At 65.6% G+C, this 18,705-nt stretch carries 19 protein-coding genes and 1 riboswitch; of the genes, 3 read left to right on the top strand and 16 right to left on the bottom strand.

The genetic code is table 11. From position 1 onward, the window contains the following. Positions 1 to 10: 10 nt before the first annotated feature. The 16 genes from ABUE31_RS03720 to ABUE31_RS03645 all read right to left on the bottom strand — a co-directional run bounded on the left by ABUE31_RS03720 (position 11) and on the right by ABUE31_RS03645 (position 15,432). Positions 11 to 1,516 carry an NADH-quinone oxidoreductase subunit M gene (locus ABUE31_RS03720; RefSeq protein WP_367722141.1) on the bottom strand — a complete coding sequence of 502 codons (1,506 nt, stop codon included), beginning with the start codon at positions 1,514 to 1,516 and terminating at the stop codon, positions 11 to 13. Next, positions 1,516 to 3,528 carry an NADH-quinone oxidoreductase subunit L gene (nuoL, locus tag ABUE31_RS03715; RefSeq protein ID WP_367722140.1) on the bottom strand — a complete coding sequence of 671 codons (2,013 nt, stop codon included), beginning with the start codon at positions 3,526 to 3,528 and terminating at the stop codon, positions 1,516 to 1,518. The genes ABUE31_RS03720 and nuoL overlap by 1 nt, the downstream gene beginning before the upstream one ends. Positions 3,529 to 3,538: 10 nt before the next feature. Beyond that, positions 3,539 to 3,847 (bottom strand): NADH-quinone oxidoreductase subunit NuoK, encoded by a 309-nt coding sequence (nuoK, locus tag ABUE31_RS03710; protein WP_367722139.1) that lies wholly within the window; start codon positions 3,845 to 3,847, stop codon positions 3,539 to 3,541. Between the two features lies 1 nt (position 3,848). Continuing rightward, a complete protein-coding gene (locus tag ABUE31_RS03705) occupies positions 3,849 to 4,469 on the bottom strand; it encodes an NADH-quinone oxidoreductase subunit J (protein ID WP_367722138.1) in 621 nt (206 codons plus the stop codon). Between the two features lie 180 nt (positions 4,470 to 4,649). Beyond that, positions 4,650 to 5,141: an NADH-quinone oxidoreductase subunit NuoI gene (nuoI, locus tag ABUE31_RS03700; protein ID WP_367722137.1), complete on the bottom strand. Its 492-nt coding sequence runs from the start codon at positions 5,139 to 5,141 to the stop codon at positions 4,650 to 4,652. A 2-nt stretch (positions 5,142 to 5,143) separates the two neighbouring features. Then, positions 5,144 to 5,335, bottom strand: coding sequence for a hypothetical protein (locus ABUE31_RS03695; protein ID WP_367722136.1), 192 nt, complete (start codon positions 5,333 to 5,335; stop codon positions 5,144 to 5,146). After that, entirely contained in the window at positions 5,335 to 6,378 is a 1,044-nt protein-coding gene (nuoH, locus tag ABUE31_RS03690; protein WP_367722135.1) for an NADH-quinone oxidoreductase subunit NuoH, read from the bottom strand. The genes ABUE31_RS03695 and nuoH overlap by 1 nt, the downstream gene beginning before the upstream one ends. Before the next feature lie 3 nt (positions 6,379 to 6,381). After that, a complete protein-coding gene (nuoG, locus tag ABUE31_RS03685; protein ID WP_367722134.1) occupies positions 6,382 to 8,463 on the bottom strand; it encodes an NADH-quinone oxidoreductase subunit NuoG in 2,082 nt (693 codons plus the stop codon). 57 nt (positions 8,464 to 8,520) lie between these two features. Continuing rightward, a complete protein-coding gene (locus tag ABUE31_RS03680) occupies positions 8,521 to 9,210 on the bottom strand; it encodes a helix-hairpin-helix domain-containing protein (protein WP_367722133.1) in 690 nt (229 codons plus the stop codon). 84 nt (positions 9,211 to 9,294) lie between these two features. Continuing rightward, positions 9,295 to 10,599, bottom strand: a complete 1,305-nt coding sequence (gene nuoF, locus ABUE31_RS03675; protein WP_367722132.1) for an NADH-quinone oxidoreductase subunit NuoF — start codon at positions 10,597 to 10,599, stop codon at positions 9,295 to 9,297. Positions 10,600 to 10,610: 11 nt separating this feature from the next. Then, complete coding sequence (locus ABUE31_RS03670) at positions 10,611 to 11,711, bottom strand: NADH-quinone oxidoreductase subunit E (protein ID WP_367722131.1); 1,101 nt, start codon at positions 11,709 to 11,711, stop codon at positions 10,611 to 10,613. An 18-nt stretch (positions 11,712 to 11,729) separates the two neighbouring features. Beyond that, positions 11,730 to 12,695: an FkbM family methyltransferase gene (locus ABUE31_RS03665; RefSeq protein ID WP_367722130.1), complete on the bottom strand. Its 966-nt coding sequence runs from the start codon at positions 12,693 to 12,695 to the stop codon at positions 11,730 to 11,732. Further along, positions 12,692 to 13,882 (bottom strand): NADH-quinone oxidoreductase subunit D, encoded by a 1,191-nt coding sequence (locus tag ABUE31_RS03660; protein WP_367722129.1) that lies wholly within the window; start codon positions 13,880 to 13,882, stop codon positions 12,692 to 12,694. Before ABUE31_RS03660 ends, ABUE31_RS03665 begins: the two co-directional genes overlap by 4 nt. Next, positions 13,883 to 14,485, bottom strand: a complete 603-nt coding sequence (locus tag ABUE31_RS03655) for an NADH-quinone oxidoreductase subunit C (protein ID WP_367722128.1) — start codon at positions 14,483 to 14,485, stop codon at positions 13,883 to 13,885. Positions 14,486 to 14,488: 3 nt separating this feature from the next. Next, positions 14,489 to 15,097 carry a NuoB/complex I 20 kDa subunit family protein gene (locus ABUE31_RS03650; protein WP_437344064.1) on the bottom strand — a complete coding sequence of 203 codons (609 nt, stop codon included), beginning with the start codon at positions 15,095 to 15,097 and terminating at the stop codon, positions 14,489 to 14,491. Further along, a complete protein-coding gene (locus tag ABUE31_RS03645) occupies positions 15,067 to 15,432 on the bottom strand; it encodes an NADH-quinone oxidoreductase subunit A (protein WP_367722126.1) in 366 nt (121 codons plus the stop codon). Before ABUE31_RS03645 ends, ABUE31_RS03650 begins: the two co-directional genes overlap by 31 nt. 323 nt (positions 15,433 to 15,755) lie before the next feature. Here ABUE31_RS03645 and ABUE31_RS03640 point away from each other — a divergent pair, with 323 nt between their 5' ends. From ABUE31_RS03640 to cobW, 3 genes are all read left to right on the top strand, one after another. Next, positions 15,756 to 16,979 carry a winged helix-turn-helix domain-containing protein gene (locus tag ABUE31_RS03640; protein ID WP_367722125.1) on the top strand — a complete coding sequence of 408 codons (1,224 nt, stop codon included), beginning with the start codon at positions 15,756 to 15,758 and terminating at the stop codon, positions 16,977 to 16,979. A gap of 28 nt (positions 16,980 to 17,007) precedes the next feature. Beyond that, positions 17,008 to 17,208, top strand: a riboswitch (cobalamin riboswitch). 35 nt (positions 17,209 to 17,243) lie between these two features. Next, complete coding sequence (locus ABUE31_RS03635; protein WP_367722124.1) at positions 17,244 to 17,666, top strand: DUF1636 family protein; 423 nt, start codon at positions 17,244 to 17,246, stop codon at positions 17,664 to 17,666. Further along, positions 17,663 to 18,694 (top strand): cobalamin biosynthesis protein CobW, encoded by a 1,032-nt coding sequence (gene cobW, locus ABUE31_RS03630; protein WP_367722123.1) that lies wholly within the window; start codon positions 17,663 to 17,665, stop codon positions 18,692 to 18,694. Before ABUE31_RS03635 ends, cobW begins: the two co-directional genes overlap by 4 nt. Positions 18,695 to 18,705 lie beyond the last annotated feature (11 nt).

Raw genomic sequence — 18,705 nt, 5'->3', positions numbered from 1 at the left:
GTCCCGCCCCTCAGTTCGCCACCGCGACATGCGCGGCGTCGAGCGAAATGGTGATTGTGTTGACGAGCGCCTCAACCGAGGCCGCGGTCGCGTCGAACACCGGCGCCGGGTAGACGCCGAAGAAGATGACGAGCACGATCAGCGGGTAGAGGGTGACCTTCTCGCGCGGCGACAGGTCGAGCAGCCCCTCCAGGCTTTCCTTGGTGAGCGCGCCGAAGATGACCTTGCGGTAGAGCCACAGCGCATAGGCGGCCGACAGGATCACGCCCGTCGCGGCGAACAGCGCCACCCAGGTGTTGACCTCGAAGACGCCGAGCAGCGTCAGGAACTCGCCGACGAAGCCGCTCGTTCCCGGCAGGCCGACATTGGCCATGGTGAAGATCAGGAACGCCACGGCGTATTTCGGCATGTTGTTGACGAGGCCGCCATAGGCGGCGATCTCGCGGGTGTGCATGCGGTCGTAGATGACGCCGACGCACAGGAACAGCGCGCCCGAAACCAGGCCGTGCGACAGCATCTGGAAGATGGCGCCTTGGATGCCCGTCTCGTTCATCGCGAAGATGCCCATCGTCACGTAGCCCATGTGGGCGACCGACGAGTAGGCGATCAGCTTCTTCATGTCCTCCTGCATCAGTGCGACCAGCGAGGTGTAGATGATCGCGATGACCGAAAGGGCGAAGACGAACGGCGCGAAATCGGCCGACGCCAGCGGGAACATCGGCAGGGAGAAGCGAAGGAAACCGTATCCGCCCATCTTCAACAGGATCGCGGCCAGGATCACCGAACCGGCCGTGGGCGCCTCGACGTGGGCGTCCGGCAGCCAGGTGTGCACCGGCCACATCGGCATCTTCACCGCGAAGGACGCGAAGAACGCCAGCCACAGCCAGGTCTGCATGTTTTCAGGGAAGTCGTAAGTCAGCAGCGTCGGGATGTCGCTCGTGCCGGCCTGGAAGATCATCGCCATGATGGCGAGCAGCATCAGCACGGAGCCTGCGAGCGTGTAGAGGAAGAACTTGAACGACGCGTAGACGCGCCGCTTGCCGCCCCACACGCCGATGATGATGAACATCGGGATCAGGCCGGCCTCGAAGAAGACGTAGAACATCACGATGTCGAGCGCGCAGAACACGCCGATCATCAGCGTCTCGAGGATCAGGAAGGCGATCATGTACGCCTTCACGCGCTTCTCGACCGACTCCCAGCTGGCCAGGATCGCCAACGGCATCAGGAACGTCGTCAGGATGACGAACAGCATGGAGATGCCGTCGACGCCCATGTGGTAGGAGATGCCGGAGCCCAGCCAGCCGACCTTCTCGACCATCTGGAAACCGGGGACGGCATTGTCGAAGCCGGTCCAGATGAACAGCGAGATGACGAAGGTGACGATCGTCGTCCACAGCGTGATCGCGCGGATGTTGCGGCGCGCGCTGGCGCTGTCATCCCGGATGAACAGGATGAGCAGGACGCCGACCAGCGGCAGGAAGGTGACCGTGGAGAGGATTGGCCAGTCGGTCATCAATGGCTCCCGAACATCATCCAGGTGACCAGGGCGGCGACGCCGATCAGCATGGCGAATGCGTAGTGATAGAGGTACCCGGTCTGCAGCTTCACGACCCGGTTGGTCACGTCGATGACGCGCGCCGAGATCCCGTCGGGACCCAACCCGTCGATGATGGCGCCGTCGCCGGTCTTCCAGAGGAAGGTGCCCAGCCGCTTGGCCGGCCTGACGAACAGGATGTCGTAGAGCTCGTCGAAGTACCACTTGTTGAGCAGGAACCGGTAGAGGAAGCGGTGCTGCGCAGCGAGGTACTTCGGCGTCTCCGGCGAGCGGATGTAGAACTGGTAGGCGACCAGGAAGCCGACGATCATGGCCACGAAGGGCGCGAGCTTCACCCACAGCGGCACGTCGTGGAACGCGTGCAGGATGTGGTTGTCGGGCAGCGTGAACAGCGATCCCTTCCAGAAGGCGTCATAGAGATCGCCGATGAAGAAGCCCTTGAACAGCAGGCCCGCGAACAGCGCGCCGACCGCCAGGATGAACAGCGGCACGAGCATCACCGGGGGCGATTCGTGGACGTGGTGCATGACCTCGTGGCTGGCCCGCGGCTCGCCGTGGAACGTCATGAAGATCAGCCGCCACGAATAGAAGCTGGTGAACACGGCGGCGACGACCAGCAGCCAGAACGCCCAGTAGGCGACGGGGCTGTGCGCGGCGAACGCGCCTTCGATGATGGCGTCCTTGGAGAAGAAGCCCGCCGTCCCGATGACGGTCAGCGGAATGCCGACGCCGGTCAGCGCGAGCGTGCCGATGATCATCATCCAGTAGGTCTTCGGGATCAGCCGGCGCAGGCCGCCCATGTTGCGCATGTCCTGCTCGTCCGAGACGGCGTGGATCACCGAGCCCGAGCCGAGGAACAGCAGCGCCTTGAAGAATGCGTGCGTGAACAGGTGGAAGATCGCAGCCGAATAGAAGCCGAGGCCGAGCGCGACGAACATGTAGCCGAGCTGCGAACAGGTCGAATAGGCAATGACGCGCTTGATGTCGTTCTGCACCAGGCCGACCGTCGCCGCGAAGAAGGCGGTGAACGCGCCGACGCAGGTGACGACGATGAGCGCGGTGTGGCTGAGCTCGAACAGCGGCGACAGGCGCGCCAGCATGAAGACGCCGGCCGTCACCATCGTCGCGGCGTGGATCAGGGCCGACACCGGCGTCGGGCCTTCCATGGCGTCCGGCAGCCAGGTGTGCAGCGGAACCTGCGCCGACTTGCCCATGGCGCCCATGAACAGGAGCAGGCAGACGACCGTCAGCGCGCCGGCCTTGTCGAGATGGTAGCCTAGGAAGGTGAACACGGCCTCGCCATGCGCGGCCGCCTCGCCGCCCGCGGCAGCCTCGCCGTGGCCGCCAGCCGGCAGATAGGTCGCGGCGTTGGCGAAGATGGTGCTGAAGTTCACCGAGCCGAACAGGACGAAGACGCCGAACAGGCCGAGCAGGAAGCCGAAGTCGCCGACCCGGTTGACGACGAAGGCCTTGATGGCGGCGGCGTTGGCCGACGGCTTCTTGTACCAGAACCCGATCAGCAGGTAGGAGGCCAGACCGACGCCCTCCCAGCCGAAGAACATCTGCACCAGGTTGTCCGACGTCACCAGCATCAGCATGGCGAATGTGAACAGGCTGAGATACGCGAAGAAGCGCGGCCGGTGCGGATCGTGGTGCATGTAGCCGATCGAGTAGATGTGCACCAGGCAAGACACGGTGTTCACGACGACCAGCATCACCGCCGTCAGCGTGTCGATCCTCAGCGCCCATGCGGCCTGCAGGCTGCCCGATTCGATAAACCGCAGCACCGGCACGGTAAACGCCTCGCCGTCGCCCATGCCGACGCTGACGAACGCCACCCACGACAATGCGGCGGCGACCACCATCAGGCCGGACGTGATGTATTCCGACGCCTTCGCGCCGAGCGACCCGCCGAGCAGGCCGACGATCAGGAAGCCGATGAGGGGTAGAAAGACGATGGCTTGATACATGGCTAGACCGTCAGCCCTTCATCATGTTCACGTCTTCGACCGCGATCGAGCCGCGGTTGCGGAAGAAGACGACGAGGATGGCGAGACCGATCGCGGCTTCGGCAGCCGCGACGGTCAGCACGAACAGGGCGAACACCTGGCCGACCAGGTCGCCGAGCGCCGCCGAAAAGGCGACGAAGTTGATGTTCACCGCCAGCAGGATCAGCTCGACCGACATCAGGATGACGATGACGTTCTTGCGGTTGAGGAAGATGCCGAACACGCCGAGCGTGAACAGGATCGCCGAGACCGTGAGGAAATGTCCGATACCGACCGCCATCTCAGATGCCCTTGCCCGTCTCGACTTTCTTGATCTCGATTGCGGTCTCCGGCGTGCGGGCGACCTGCGCCGATATCGACTGGCGCTTCACGCCGGCCTTGTGGCGCAGCGTGAGCACGATCGCGCCGATCATGGCGACGAGCAGAACGAGACCGGCAATCTGGAAGAAGTGGACATAGTCCGTGTAGAGGATGTCGCCGAGCGCCGCCGTGTTGTGGCGCGTCGCGATGTCGGGCGTCGGCTTGGCGACCGTATCCGCGAGTTGCGGCGCGAACGCATAGCCGCCCAGCACGATGATCAGTTCGGCGGCCAGGATCAGCCCGACGATCGCCCCGATGGGCGCATAGCGCAGCGCTCCGCTCTTCAGCTCGGCGAAGTCCACGTCGAGCATCATCACGACGAACAGGAAGAGGACCGCCACGGCGCCGACATAGACGACGAGCAGGATCATCGCCAGGAACTCGGCGCCGGTCAGCAGGAACAGTCCCGCCGCGTTGACGAACGTCAGGATCAGGAACAGCACCGAATGCACGGGATTGCGCGCGGAAATGACCATGAAGGCCGATCCGACCGCGATGAAGGCGAAGAGGTAGAAGAATACCGCTTCAATTCCGTTGAGCATGGGTAGTCCCCGGTTAAGTCCCGGCTTCGCGTCCGCCTCCGGCGCGATGCCGCCTGTGCCTTAGACGAGCCTGACCGGCGCGTCCATCTCTGTCGTTTTTTCTCCTCCCTTCCTGGGGAGAAGCCGGTCAGCGACCGGGCGAGAAGCAGCGCTCCTCAATGCGCGTCGGCGGCCCGCATGTCAGCGGTACGGCGCGTCGAGCGCCAGGTTGCGGGCGATCTCCCGCTCCCAGCGATCGCCGTTGGCGAGCAGCTTTTCCTTGTCGTAGTAGAGTTCCTCGCGCGTTTCCGTCGCGAACTCGAAATTCGGTCCCTCGACGATTGCGTCGACCGGGCAGGCCTCCTGGCAGAAGCCGCAGTAGATGCACTTCACCATGTCGATGTCGTAGCGCACGGTGCGCCGCGTGCCGTCGTTGCGGCGCGGGCCGGCCTCGATGGTGATCGCCTGCGCCGGGCAGATCGCCTCGCACAGCTTGCAGGCGATGCAGCGCTCCTCGCCGTTGGGATAGCGCCTGAGCGCATGCTCGCCGCGGAAGCGCGGGCTGAGCGGGCCCTTCTCGTGCGGATAGTTCACCGTCTCCTTCGGCGCGAAGAACTGGCGCATCGACAGGAAGAAGGCGCTCACGAAATCCTTGAGCAGCAGCGACTTGGCGGCTTGGGCTAGCGCTGACATCGTCATTCTCCAGCAATGAGCGGGCCGGCGAACCAGCCCACGACCGGCAGCAGCGCGAACTGGCTGAGGCCGACTATGTTGAGCACCCGTTTGGTGTCGTCGAGTTCGACGCGCGACGCGAGCAGCCTGAGCAGCGCGAAGTCCACCGCCGCCAGTCCCACGCCCGCCAGTGCGCCGATCCCGCCCGCACCCATCACGCCGACCCGGTCAGCTTGAGGACGGCCGCGGTCGCGACGACCATGAACAGCGAAAGCGGCAGGAACACCTTCCAGCCGAGGCGCATGAGCTGGTCGTAGCGGTAGCGCGGCACGAACGCCTTCACCATGGCGAACATGAAGAAGACGAAGCAGAGCTTCAGCAGGAACCAGACGACGCCGGGCACCCAGGTGAAGGGCGCGAAGTCGAATGGCGGAAGCCAACCACCGAGGAACAGGATGGTGGTCAGCGCGCACATCAGCACGATCGCGACATATTCGCTGAGCATGAACAGCAGATAGGGCGTCGACGAATATTCGATCATGTGACCGGCGACCAGTTCGGACTCCGCCTCGACCAAGTCGAAGGGCGGGCGGTTCGTCTCGGCCAGGGCCGAGATGAAGAACACGACGAACATCGGGAACAGCGCCAGCCAGTTCCAGTCGAGCAGCGAGTTTGGCAGGCCGAGCCGGGTGCCGAGGCCGTCCTGCTGCGACAGTACGATCTCGGACAGGTTGAGCGAGCCGACCGTCAACAGCACGCACACGATGACGAAGCCGATGGAAACCTCGTAGGACACCATCTGGGCCGCCGAGCGCAGCGCGCCGAGGAAGGGATATTTCGAGTTCGACGCCCAGCCGGCCATGATGACGCCGTACACCTCGAGCGACGAAATCGCGAAGATGTAGAGGATGCCGACATTGATGTTGGCGATCACCCAGCCGTCGGCGAACGGCACCACGGCGTAGGTGGCCAGCGCTAGCACCGTCGTCACCAGCGGCGCGAGCAGGAAGATCACCTTGTTGGCGCCCGACGGAATGACCGGTTCCTTGAACACGAACTTGAACAGGTCCGCGAAGGATTGCAGCAGCCCCCAGGGTCCGACCACGTTCGGGCCGCGGCGCAACTGCACGGCCGCCCAAACCTTGCGGTCGGCGTAGAGCAGGAATGCGATCCCGACCAGCAGCACGACGATCAGCATGACCGACTGCAGCAGCATGATCAGCGTCGGCCAGACGTAAGTGAAGAAGAAGTCTCCCATCGTCTATTCCGCCGCCTGCTTGAAACCGTTCTTCGCCAGCGCCGAACATTCGGCCATGACGGCCGAGGCGCGCGCGATCGGGTTGGTTAGATAGAAGTCCTTCACCGGCGAGGTGAAGGCGCCCTTGTTGAGCCGTCCGCCAAGCCGGGCGACGCGGTCGATATCCGCCGTGCCGCCTGCCTCGATCTCGTCGATGCGCGAAAGATGGGGATGCTCGCCGTAAAGCGCGGCGCGCAGTTGGGCAAGCGAATCGAACGGCAGCTTGCGCCCGAGCACGTCCGACAGGGCGCGCAGGATGGCCCAGTCCTCCTTGGCTCCGCCCGGCGCGAAGCCCGCGCGGCTGGCCATCTGGACGCGCCCCTCGGTGTTGACATAGGTGCCCGACTTTTCGGTGTAGGTCGCGCCCGGCAGGATGACGTCGGCGCGGTGCGCGCCGGCATCGCCGTGCGTGCCGACATAGACCACGAACGCATCGCCGGTTGCCGCCATGTCGATTTCATCGGCGCCGAGCAGGAACAGCACGTCGGTCTGGCCGAGCATGCCGGCGACGTCCTTGCCGCCCTTGCCCGGCACGAAGCCGACATCGAGCCCGCCGACGCGCGCCGCCGCCGTGTGCAGCACCGAAAAGCCGTTCCAGTCGTCGCGCACGGCGTCGACCGCTAGGGCGAGCTTGGCGGCCTGACCGAGCACGGCCGCGCCGTCGGAGCGCGACAAGGCGCCCTGCCCGACGATGATCAGCGGATGCGTCGCCGCCTTAAGCGCCTCGAAGAACGAGCCCGAACCGTCAGCCAGCGCCTTCAGCGTGTCGGCGCCGGCTCCGAGCTGCTCGTAGTCGTAGCGGAGGTCGCCGATCTCGCCGATCACGCCGACCGGCAGCTTGCCCTGACGCCAGCGTTTGCGGATGCGGGCATTGAGCACCGAAGCCTCGAAACGGGGATTCGAACCGATGATGAGAACCGCATCGGCCTGCTCGATGCCTTCGATGGTGGCGTTGAACAGGTAGCTCGCGCGGCCGAGCGCCGGGTCGAGCGCGGCGCCGTCCTGCCGGCAGTCGATGTTTTCGGAACCGAGCGCCTGCGCCAGCTTCTTCAGCGCGTACATCTCCTCGACCGAGGCGACGTCGCCCGCGATCGCGCCGATGCGCTCGGGCGCCGCGGCGGCCACCGCTGCGCGGATGGCCTCGAAAGCCTCGGGCCAGGTCGCCTGCACTAGCTTTCCGCCCTTGCGGACATAGGGTCGGTCCAGCCGCTGCGAGCGCAGGCCGTCCCAGATGAAGCGGGTCTTGTCGGAAATCCACTCCTCGTTCACAGCCTCGTTGACGCGCGGCATGATGCGCATCACCTCGCGGCCGCGGCTGTCGACGCGGATCGCCGAGCCGACGGCATCCATGACGTCGATCGATTCGGTCTTGGTCAGCTCCCACGGGCGCGCGGTGAAGGCGAACGGCTTGGAAGTCAGAGCGCCGACCGGGCAGAGGTCGATGACGTTGCCCTGCAGTTCAGACGTCATCGCCTGTTCGAGGTAGGTCGTGATCTCGGCGTCCTCGCCGCGGCCGATCAGGCCGAGTTCGGAGATGCCGGCGACTTCGGTGGTGAAGCGGACGCACCGCGTGCAGTGGATGCAGCGGTTCATGATCGTCTTGACCAGCGGGCCGATGTACTTGTCCTCGACGGCGCGCTTGTTCTCCTTGTAGCGCGAAGAGTCGACGCCGAAGGCCATCGCCTGGTCCTGCAGGTCGCACTCGCCGCCCTGGTCGCAGATGGGGCAGTCGAGCGGATGGTTGATGAGCAGGAACTCCATCACGCCTTCGCGGGCCTTCTTGACCATCGGCGTGTTGGTGAAGATTTCCGGCGCTTCACCGTTCGGACCGGGACGCAGGTCGCGCACGCCCATGGCGCAGGAAGCCGCAGGCTTCGGCGGGCCGCCCTTCACCTCGACCAGGCACATGCGGCAGTTGCCGGCAATCGACAGCCGCTCGTGGAAGCAGAAGCGCGGAACCTCCGCGCCCGCCTCTTCCGCCGCCTGCAGCAGCGTGTAGTGGTCGGGTACCTCGATCTCTTTCCCGTCGACCTTGAGCTTAGCCATATTGCCTCAAACCCCAGCGGCGTCAGCCGCAATTCCAAACCGGGCGATGCCCGAAACCTAACGCTTCTTCCTGCCCGCCAGCTTTGCCGCCTGGCCGATCCAGTCGTCGCGGCCGATGCGCCCCTTGAACGACAGATAGTCGTCGACCCAGGCGATCTCTTCCGCCGACCAGGCGGCGATCTGCGCATAGGTCCAGACACCGAGGCCGTTCAGCACCTGCTCCAGCTTCGGGCCGATGCCGGAGATCGCCTTGAGGTCGTCGGCCTTCCTCGGCTTGGCGATCGCCTTGGGCTGGCGGAAATCCTCCGGCAGCAAATCGGCGGCGCTGCCCGGCGATGCTTCCGGTTCGGCCGCCGATGGCGCGACTGCATCGGCCGCTCCTGCGATCTCGAGCGCCGTCGAATGCGCTTCCTCGATCAGGGTCCTGGCGGTCGTCCTCGCCTTGGTGGCCGGCGAACGCGTGCGCGTCGCGGGGCGCTGCGCCTGTCCGGCCTCAGGCAGTCCGGTGGAGAAAGCGCGCTGCGAGGCCTCGGCGAACGCCGTCATGGCGCCCATCCAGGCGCCGAAGCCCTGGCTTGCGAGCCCAATCCCAACGGCCGAAGCCGCGGCTGCGCCGGCAAACGGATGCACGAAGAGATTGAAGGCGGCCGCCATCTCGCGCGGCAGCACGACCGTCATCTCATCCGTCATCGTCTCTAACTTCTTCACGTCTGGCATCAGTTCCTCAGGCAGGGAAAACATGGACATCATCTGTCTCCTTTGGTTTTCGTCTGCCCGCCTTCGCCGTTTCCTTTCGGGCCTTCGGCCCGCACTTTCGTTTCTGCTATGCCGTTATTCCGCGGCAACCAGCACCGGCTCGGCCCGGTGCGCGTTGCGCGAAAACTCGTCGATCCGGCGCTCAACCTCGCCGCGGAAGTGCCGCATCAGGCCCTGGATCGGCCACGCCGCAGCGTCGCCCAGCGCGCAGATCGTATGGCCTTCGACCTGCTTGGTCACGTCGAGCAGCATGTCGATCTCGCGCTTCTGCGCCTCGCCGCGCACCAGCCGCTCCATGACCCGCCACATCCAGCCGGTGCCCTCGCGGCACGGCGTGCACTGGCCACAACTCTCGTGCTTGTAGAAATAGGAGAGCCTGGCGATCGCCTTCACCACGTCGGTGGACTTGTCCATGACGATGACGGCCGCGGTGCCGAGACCCGACTTGAGGTCGCGCAACGCATCGAAATCCATCGGCGCGTCGATGATCTGCTCGGCCGGCACCAGCGGCACCGACGCCCCGCCGGGGATCACCGCGAGCAGGTTGTCCCAGCCGCCGCGGATGCCGCCGCAATGCGTGTCGATCAGTTCGCGGAACGGGATCGACATCGCCTCCTCGACGGTGCACGGGTTGTTCACGTGGCCGGAGATGCAGAACAGCTTGGTGCCGGCGTTGTTCTGCCGCCCGAAGGAGGAGAACCAGGCCGCGCCGCGCCGCAGGATCGTCGGCGCAACGGCGATCGACTCGACGTTGTTGACGGTGGTCGGGCAGCCGTAGAGGCCGACATTGGCCGGGAACGGCGGCTTCAGCCGCGGCTGGCCCTTCTTGCCCTCCAGGCTTTCCAGCAGCGCAGTTTCCTCGCCGCAGATATAGGCGCCGGCGCCGTGGTGGACGTAGACGTCGAAATCGTAGCCGTTCTTGTTGCCCTTGCCGATCAGCTTCGCCTCATAGGCCTCGTCGATCGCCCGCTGCAGCGCCTCGCGCTCGCGGATGAACTCGCCACGCACGTAGATGTAGGCGGCGACCGCCCCCATCGCGAAACCGGCGATCAGGCAACCCTCGACCAGCGTGTGCGGGTCGTGGCGCAGGATATCGCGGTCCTTGCAGGTGCCGGGCTCGGACTCGTCGGCGTTGACGACCAGATAGGACGGGCGTCCGTCACTCTGCTTGGGCATGAACGACCACTTCAGGCCGGTCGGGAAGCCGGCGCCGCCGCGGCCGCGCAGGCCCGACGCCTTCATCTCGTTGACGATCCAATCGCGGCCCTTGTCGATCAGGCCCTTGGTGCCGTCCCAGTGGCCGCGCGACATGGCGCCCCTGAGCGAGCGGTCGTACATCCCGTAGATGTTGTTGAAGATGCGGTCCTTGTCCTGAAGCATTCTTCTCGCCCTCAGACCGGCTTCTTGCCGAAAACGCGAACATATTCTTCGACGCCGCCCTTGTGCAGCGTCTCGGCCTGCTTCACCCACTCGTCGCGGTCGATGCGACCCTTGAAATTGAGGTAGCCGTCGACCCAGGCGCGGTGCTCGTCGTTCCACAATGCAATCTGCGCGAACGTGTAGATGCCGAGCGAGTGCAGCGTGCCTTCGATCTTCGGTCCGACGCCGGAGATCATCTTGAGATCGTCGACGGTCGCCGGCTTGTCGATCCCGGCCGGACGGGTCGGGTCGTCGAGCGAGGGCTTTTCGACCTTAGCGGTCTTCTTGGCTGCCGCTGCCTCCGCACCGGACGTCGCCTTCTGCGGCGACGGCGTTGCGAGCGCTGCGCTGGTTTCCGGCGCATCGGTCTTCGGCTTCGCCGCATTCGACGGCGGCACCTCGCCGCCGCCCGCCTTGCCGGCGTCCTGCGTGCCGGCAGCGTGCTTCGCCATCAGCACCGCATCCTCGGTCGCCAGCGAGGTCAGCCCCGCCTGCGGCGCCGAAACCGTGCGGCCGTTCTGTGGCCCGGCCGGCACCTCGGCGCCACGGCCGCTTTCGAACTGGTCGATGATCTCTTCCAGCCGCTCCGGCGTCAGATCCTCGTAGGTGTCCTTGAAGATCATCACCATCGGCGCGTTGACGCAGGCGCCGAGGCATTCGACCTCCTCCCACGACAGCGTGCCGGCCTCATTGGTGTGGAACTGGTCGTGATGGATCTTCGACCGGCACACGTCCATCAGCTTCTCCGAGCCGCGCAGCATGCAGGGCGTGGTGCCGCAGACTTGGACATGCGCCCGGGTGCCGACCGGCTTGAGCTGGAACTGGGTGTAGAAGGTGGCAACTTCGAGCCCGCGGATGCGCGGCATGTCCAGCATGTCGCAGATCGTTTCGATTGCGGCCTTGGTGACCCAGCCTTCCTGCTCCTGGGCGATCATCAGGAGCGGGATGATGGCCGACTGCTCGCGGCCCTTGGGATACTTCGCGATCCATGTCCGCGCCGCGGCGGCGTTGGCCTCGTTGAAGGCGAACGCGGCGGGCTGGACGCTGGCATCGGCTAAACGGCGAACACTCATCTTGCTTCCCCGATTCCCTCAGTGAACGGTCGATGCCGAGGCATCGAGCCTGTCCAGCCAAAACGGGCTGCTGCTCGCAACCATGTCGTAGCCGGCCCTGCGGGATTTCTTGATCCGGTCGAGTTCATCGGCCGTCGACAGTTCGCGGGCGCGTCCGTCTCCGAGCCAGAATACCCTGAGCTTCATGACGTCCATCACATGGCGCGTGGTTTCGTGCCGCGTGTCGGAGCCATGCTCCTCGTAGACGAACACCGTGTCGCCCGACAGCAGGCGCTGCGCGCCCGAAAAGGCAGCGATCTCGACGCCTTCGACGTCGAGCTTGACGACGAACTTGTCGAGGCCGGCGAACTCCGGCAGGTCGGCGAGATCGTCGACGGAGATCGTCTCGCAATCCAGGATCGGCACGGCGTCCACGGACGGTGCCACGGTGGAGCGGGCCTCGTGCTTCGCGCCGTAGACGCGCACGCGCTGGCCGCTGGTCGCGCCGATCGCGCGGTTCAGCACGGAAAAGCGCCCTTCGTTCAGGCTGCGGTTGTCGTCCAGCCTGCAGAACGTGTCCGACGCCGCCTCGATGGCGACCGCCTTCTTCGCACCGAACTCGCCGCCCGAAACCAGGATCGACCAGTAGCCGTGGTTGGCGCCGCCGTCGATGAAGCCGTAGTCGACGTCGCGCGACGCCTTCAGCAGCGCTTTGACCGAGCGCTCATAGGCGTAGTTCGGCGATACCAGCACGGACCAGTAGGTGTCGCAGTAGGCGACCCGCATGGAACTGTCCGGCGTCAGCACGAAAAGCATCGGCCTGTCGCTGGGCAGCAGTGCGCGCATGGCGCGCGCCACATAGGAAATGCCGACATTGGCGAACGGCTTCAGGAAGAACATGGCCGAGCGCAACACCGTGATGGCGACGCGTTCGCCAGCGGATGCGCCCTCGACGCGTCCGCTGCGAGCATCGATCACGATGTCGGCCGCCACGGCGATGGTCATCTGTCCACCTCGCCGAACACGATGTCGAGCGATCCCAGCACTGCGGCAACGTCGGCCAGCATGTGGCCGCGGCACAGGAAATCCATCGCCTGCAGATGCGCGAAGCCGGGCGCCCTGAGCTTGCAGCGGTACGGCTTGTTGGCGCCGTCCGACACGAGGTAGACGCCGAACTCGCCCTTCGGCGCCTCGACCGCCGCATACACCTCGCCCGCCGGCACGTGGTAGCCTTCGGTGTAGAGCTTGAAGTGATGGATGAGCGCTTCCATCGAACGCTTCATCTCGCCGCGCTTCGGCGGCACGACCTTGCCGTCGAGGTTCGAGACCGGGCCGCCGCGATCCTTGCCGAGCAGCCTGTCGAGGCACTGGCGCATGATCTTGGCCGACTGGCGCATCTCCTCCATGCGGATGAGGTAGCGGTCGAAGCAGTCGCCGTTCTTGCCTATCGGAATGTCGAATTCCATTTCCGGATAGCATTCGTAGGGCTGCGACTTCCTCAGGTCCCAGGCGGCGCCGGAGCCGCGCACCATGACGCCCGAGAAACCCCAGGCCCAGGCGTCGTCCAGGCTGACGACGCCGATGTCGACGTTGCGCTGCTTGAAGATGCGGTTGGGCGTGAGCAGGTTGTCCAGATCGTCCAGCGTCTTCAGGAACGGGTCGATCCAGCGGCCGATGTCCTCGAGCACCTGATCGGGGATGTCCTGGTGGACACCGCCCGGCCGGATATAGGCCGCGTGCATGCGCGAGCCGCTGATGCGCTCGTAGAACACCATCAGCTTCTCGCGGTCGACGAAGCCCCAGAGCGGCGGCGTAAGCGCGCCGACGTCCATGGCCTGGGTCGTCACGTTGAGGATGTGGCTCATGATGCGGCCGATTTCGCAGCAGAGCACGCGAATGAGCTGGCCACGCTTCGGGATTTCGATGCCGAGCAGCCGCTCGGTCGCCAGCGCGAAGGCGTGCTCCTGGTTCATCGGCGAGCAGTAGTCGAGCCGGTCCAGGTAGGGCAGCGCCTGCAGGTAGGTCTTGGCCTCGATCAGCTTCTCGGTGCCGCGATGCAGGAGACCGATATGCGGATCGACGCGGTCGACCACCTCGCCGTCGAGCTCCAGCACGAGGCGCAGCACGCCGTGCGCGGCCGGATGCTGCGGCCCGAAGTTGATGTTGAAGTTGCGGACGGCGGTCTCAGCCATTTACTGCTTCGCCTTTTCGTCGCCCGGCAGCACGTAGTCCGTGCCTTCCCAGGGCGAGAGGAAATCGAAATTGCGGAACTCCTGCTTGAGCTCGACCGGCTCGTAGACGACGCGCTTCACCTCGTCGTCGTAGCGCACCTCGACGAAACCGGTGAGCGGGAAGTCCTTGCGCAGCGGATGCCCGTCGAAGCCGTAGTCGGTGAGCAGGCGCCGCAGGTCCGGATGGCCGGAGAACAGGATGCCGTAGAGATCGTAGGTCTCGCGCTCGAACCAGTCCGCGCCCGGGAAAACGCCGGTGATCGAGGGGACCGGCGTGTCCTCGTCGGTCATCACCCTGACGCGGATGCGCAGGTTCTTCTTCGGCGAAAGCAGGTGATAGACCACGTCGAAACGCTTCGCCCGCGACGGATAGTCGGCCCCCGACGTGTCGATGAACGAAACGAACTGGCAGGCCGAATCGTCGCGCAGGAAAGTCATCACGGCGACGAGGTCGTCGCCGCCGACCGTGACGTTCAGTTCGCCATAGGCGATTTCGGAGGCGACGATCCTGTCGCCGAACGTGCCGGCGATGTGGTCGTAAAGCCGCTGAAGCGCATCACTCATGGATCACCGCTCGATCGTGCCGGTGCGGCGGATCTTCTTCTGCAGAAGAAGGATGCCGTAGAGCAACGCCTCGGCCGTCGGCGGGCAGCCGGGCACGTAGATGTCGACCGGCACGACGCGGTCGCAGCCGCGCACCACCGCATAGGAATAATGATAGTAGCCGCCGCCATTGGCGCACGAGCCCATCGAAATGACGTAGCGGGGCTCCGGCATCTGGTCGTAGACCTTGCGGAGCGCGGGCGCCATCTTGTTGGTCAGGGTGCCGGCGACGATCATCACGTCCGACTGGCGCGGCGATGCGCGAGGCGCGGCGCCGAACCTTTCGGCGTCGTAGCGCGGCATGGACGTGTGCATCATCTCCACGGCGCAGCAGGCGAGGCCGAAGGTCATCCACATCAGCGAACCCGAGCGCGCCCAGTTGACCAGCGCCTCCGAGGAGGTGACCAGGAAGCCCTTGTCGGACAGTTCCTCGTTGATCGAGCCGAAGTAGGGGTCGTCGTGGCCGACCGGCTTGCCGGTCGAAGGATCGATGATGCCTTTCGGCTTCGGGGCGACGAGCGTGCCGGCCGCCATGTCGGGGCTCAGTCCCATTCCAGCGCTCCCTTCTTCCATTCGTAGATGAAGCCGACGGTCAGCACGGCCAGGAAAACCATCATCGACCAGAAGCCGAACATGCCGATTTCGCCGAACGACACCGCCCACGGGAACAGGAACGCCACTTCCAGGTCGAAGATGATGAACAGGATCGACACCAGGTAGAACCGGACGTCGAACTTCATGCGGGCGTCGTCGAAGGAATTGAAGCCGCACTCGTAGGCCGACAGCTTTTCCGGATCGGGATTGCGATAGGCGACCAGGAAGGGGGCCACCACGAGCGCCACGCCGACCAGCATGGCGACGCCGATGAATATGACGACGGGCAGGTAGGAGCCCAGGAGTTCGCTCATTGCCTCAGGTCCGCGGATACGATCCAGTTTGGTTTACAGCACGGGACCCTCTTCAGGAAGCGCGACAGACAGTACGCTGAACCGTTTCGGGGTTCATGCTGCAACGCGGCGAGGGTTAGCGCAGCAGTTCCGGTGAAGCAAGTCCAACCTTGACCGATTCCGCGGGCTTTCACCCTTTGCAGGCCGGTGAAATCCTTACCGAATTACTCCACTTATTACTCCTGACAGCGTTTTGGCAGAAAGCCTGTTAGACTGTCCCCTCGCATGCGAAATCGATTGCCAAAGACCCCGCCCCTCCCCCTGCCGCCAGGACACCCCGCCCGATGAGGGAGAAGCTATCGAACGCCCAGGCCCGGCGGATCGCACTGGCGGCCCAGGGCTTTGCCGACCCGCGCCCGGCCGGTCCGATCGACCGGCGGCACCTCAACCGCCTGCTCGCCCGGCTCGGCCTGCTGCAGATCGATTCGGTCAGCGCCGTCGTCAGGGCGCACTACATGCCGCTCTTCTCGCGGCTCGGCCCCTACCCGATGGCGCTGCTCGACGGTGCGGCGGCGCCGGGCTCCAAGCGGCGGCTTTTCGAATACTGGGCGCACGAGGCGTCCTTCCTGCCGCTCGAGACCTGGCCGCTGATGCGATGGCGCATGGAGCGCGCCGCCGCCAACGACGAAAGCGAGATCTACAAGGGCCTCGCTCAGTGGGCACGGCGCAACGGCACACTGATCGAAGCGATCTATGCGGAGGTGGCGTCGCGCGGGCCGGTGGCAGCGTCCGACATAGACGGCGCCAAGGGCAAGGGCGGCTGGTGGGGCTGGTCGGACGAAAAGCACGCCTTCGAATGGCTGTTCTGGGCCGGCCGCATAACCACCCATTCGCGGCGCGGCTTCGAACGGCTCTACGACCTGCCCGAGCGGGTCATTCCGCCCGAGGTCTTCAACGCCCCTGCCCCGACCTGCGAGGACGCACACCGCGCGTTGCTTCGCCATTCGGCCCGCGCGCTCGGCGTCGCCACCTATGGCGATTTGCGCGACTATTTCCGCCTCAACCCCGGCGACGTGAAAGGCCGCCTGGAGGAACTCGTCGAGGAAGGCGAATTGCTGCCGGTGAAGGTCGAAGGATGGAAGCAGCCGGCCTATCTCCACAAGGACGCGCGCATGCCGCGCAAGGTGCAGGCCCGCGCGCTGCTGGCGCCTTTCGACCCTTTGGTCTTCGAGCGCTCGCGCGCCGAGCGGCTGTTCGACTTCTTCTACCGCATCGAGATCTACACGCCGGCTGAAAAACGCCAGTACGGCTACTACGTGCTGCCCTTCCTGCTCGGCGACACCATCGTGGCGCGCGCCGATGTGAAGGCCGACCGGCCCGCCGGCGTGCTCAGGGTGCTGGCGACCTACGCCCAAGCCGGCGCGCCGCCTGAAACCGCTGCGGAATTGCTTGAGGAATTCCGGCTGATGCAGGCCTGGCTCGGGCTGGAGCGCATGGAGGTGACGCCGAAAGGCGATCTCGGCCCCGAACTGGCGAGACTGGCGCAGGCGAAACCGTCGGCGTCGTAGCCGCACGTTGACTCGGGCACGCCGCCAAGCCTAAATCCAAGTAGACGGTCTCCCTCCCGCAACGGGGGGAGCTAAGAGGGAATGCGGTGCGGGCTTTTTTTCGCCCAACGCCGCGGCTGTCCCCGCAACTGTAAGCGACGAGCCCGCGCCGAAAGCCACTGGATATCCGGGAAGGCGGCAAGGGCGGCGACCCGCAAGCCAGGAGACCTGCCGTCGAAAGATTGATCCGACCGCCCGGCGGGTGTCCCGGGCAAGGAGCGCGTGTTGAAGGCCGACGACATCTCCCCTGAAGGGGCATCTGCCATTGCGCCCGCCGACCTTTCGGCGGTGACCGTCGTCGTCTGCGCGACCTGCCGCGACGCCTCAGGCTCCGACTCCCATCCCCGCGCCGGCGCTATCCTCGCCCGGAATGCAAAGCTGGCCGCGGACGGGGCGGTGCGAGTCCGCACCGTCGAATGCCTCGGCAACTGCAAGCGCCGCCTCTCCGCCGCGATCCTGCGCGACGGCTGCTGGAGCTACGTCTTCGGCGATCTCGACGCCGACAGCGGCCCGGACCTCGTCGCCGGGGCAAAACTCTTCGCCGGTTCCGCCGACGGCCTCATCCCCTGGCGGGGCCGCCCCGATTCGCTCAAGCGCGGCCTCGTCGCGCGCATCCCGCCCCTCTCGACCCTCAAGGACATCGCATGACCTCGCTTTCCCGCGTTCCCTGCACCGTCGTCACCGGCTTCCTCGGCGCCGGCAAGACGACGCTGATCCGCAACCTGCTCGAAAACGCCAGCGGCAAGCGGCTGGCGCTCATCGTCAACGAGTTCGGCGACGTCGGCGTCGATGGTGAGATCCTGCGCAGCTGCGGCATCGAGTCCTGCCCGGAGGAAAACATCGTTGAACTGGCCAACGGCTGCATCTGCTGCACGGTGGCCGACGATTTTGTCCCCGCGCTCGACCAGATCCTGTCGCGCACCCCGAAGGTCGATCACATCATCATCGAGACGTCGGGACTGGCGTTGCCAAAGCCGCTCGTGCAGGCCTTCCAGTGGCCGACGGTGAAGGGGCGCGTGACGGTGGACGGCGTGGTCGCCGTGGTCGATGGCGCGGCACTTGCCGACGGCAAGGTTGCCTCCGACATGGACGCCCTCGCCGAGCAGCGCGCCGCCGACGAAACGCTCGACCACGACGATCCGGTGGAAGAGGTGTTTGACGATCAGGTCGCCTGTGCCGACCTGATCATCCTGTCCAAGAGCGACCTGATCGACGCTGACGGCGCCGCCCGCGCCAACGCCGCGCTCGACCATGCAAGGGCGGGCGTCAGGGTGGTGCCGTCGGCGAACGGCAAGGTCGACCCCGCGCTGCTGCTCGGCCTCGGCCTCGCCGTCGAGGACGACATCGAGAACCGCAAGACGCATCACGACGACGAGCTCGACCACGAGCACGACGATTTCGACTCCTTTGTCGTCGAGATTCCGGCCGTCGCCAATCCCGACGACCTGGCCAAACGCGTCGCCGACGCCGCCGAAAAGGAACAGGTGTTGCGCGTGAAGGGTTTTGTCGAGGTGTCGGCCAAGCCGATGCGCCTGCTCGTCCAGGCGGTCGGCCCGCGCGTCAATCACTATTACGACCGCGCATGGACCGCCGGCGACGACCGCCGCTCGCGGCTGGTGGTGATCGGACTCAAGGGGTTGGACCAGCAGGCGATCGAGAAGATCCTGGTCGGCTAGGAGCAGAGCCG

Origin of the sequence: Mesorhizobium marinum (assembly GCF_040813675.1) — a bacterium.
Classification (GTDB): domain Bacteria; phylum Pseudomonadota; class Alphaproteobacteria; order Rhizobiales; family Rhizobiaceae; genus Mesorhizobium_K; species Mesorhizobium_K marinum.
Note: the sequence above shows the minus strand (reverse complement) of the source record. Positions and strands in the feature narration are given on the sequence as shown.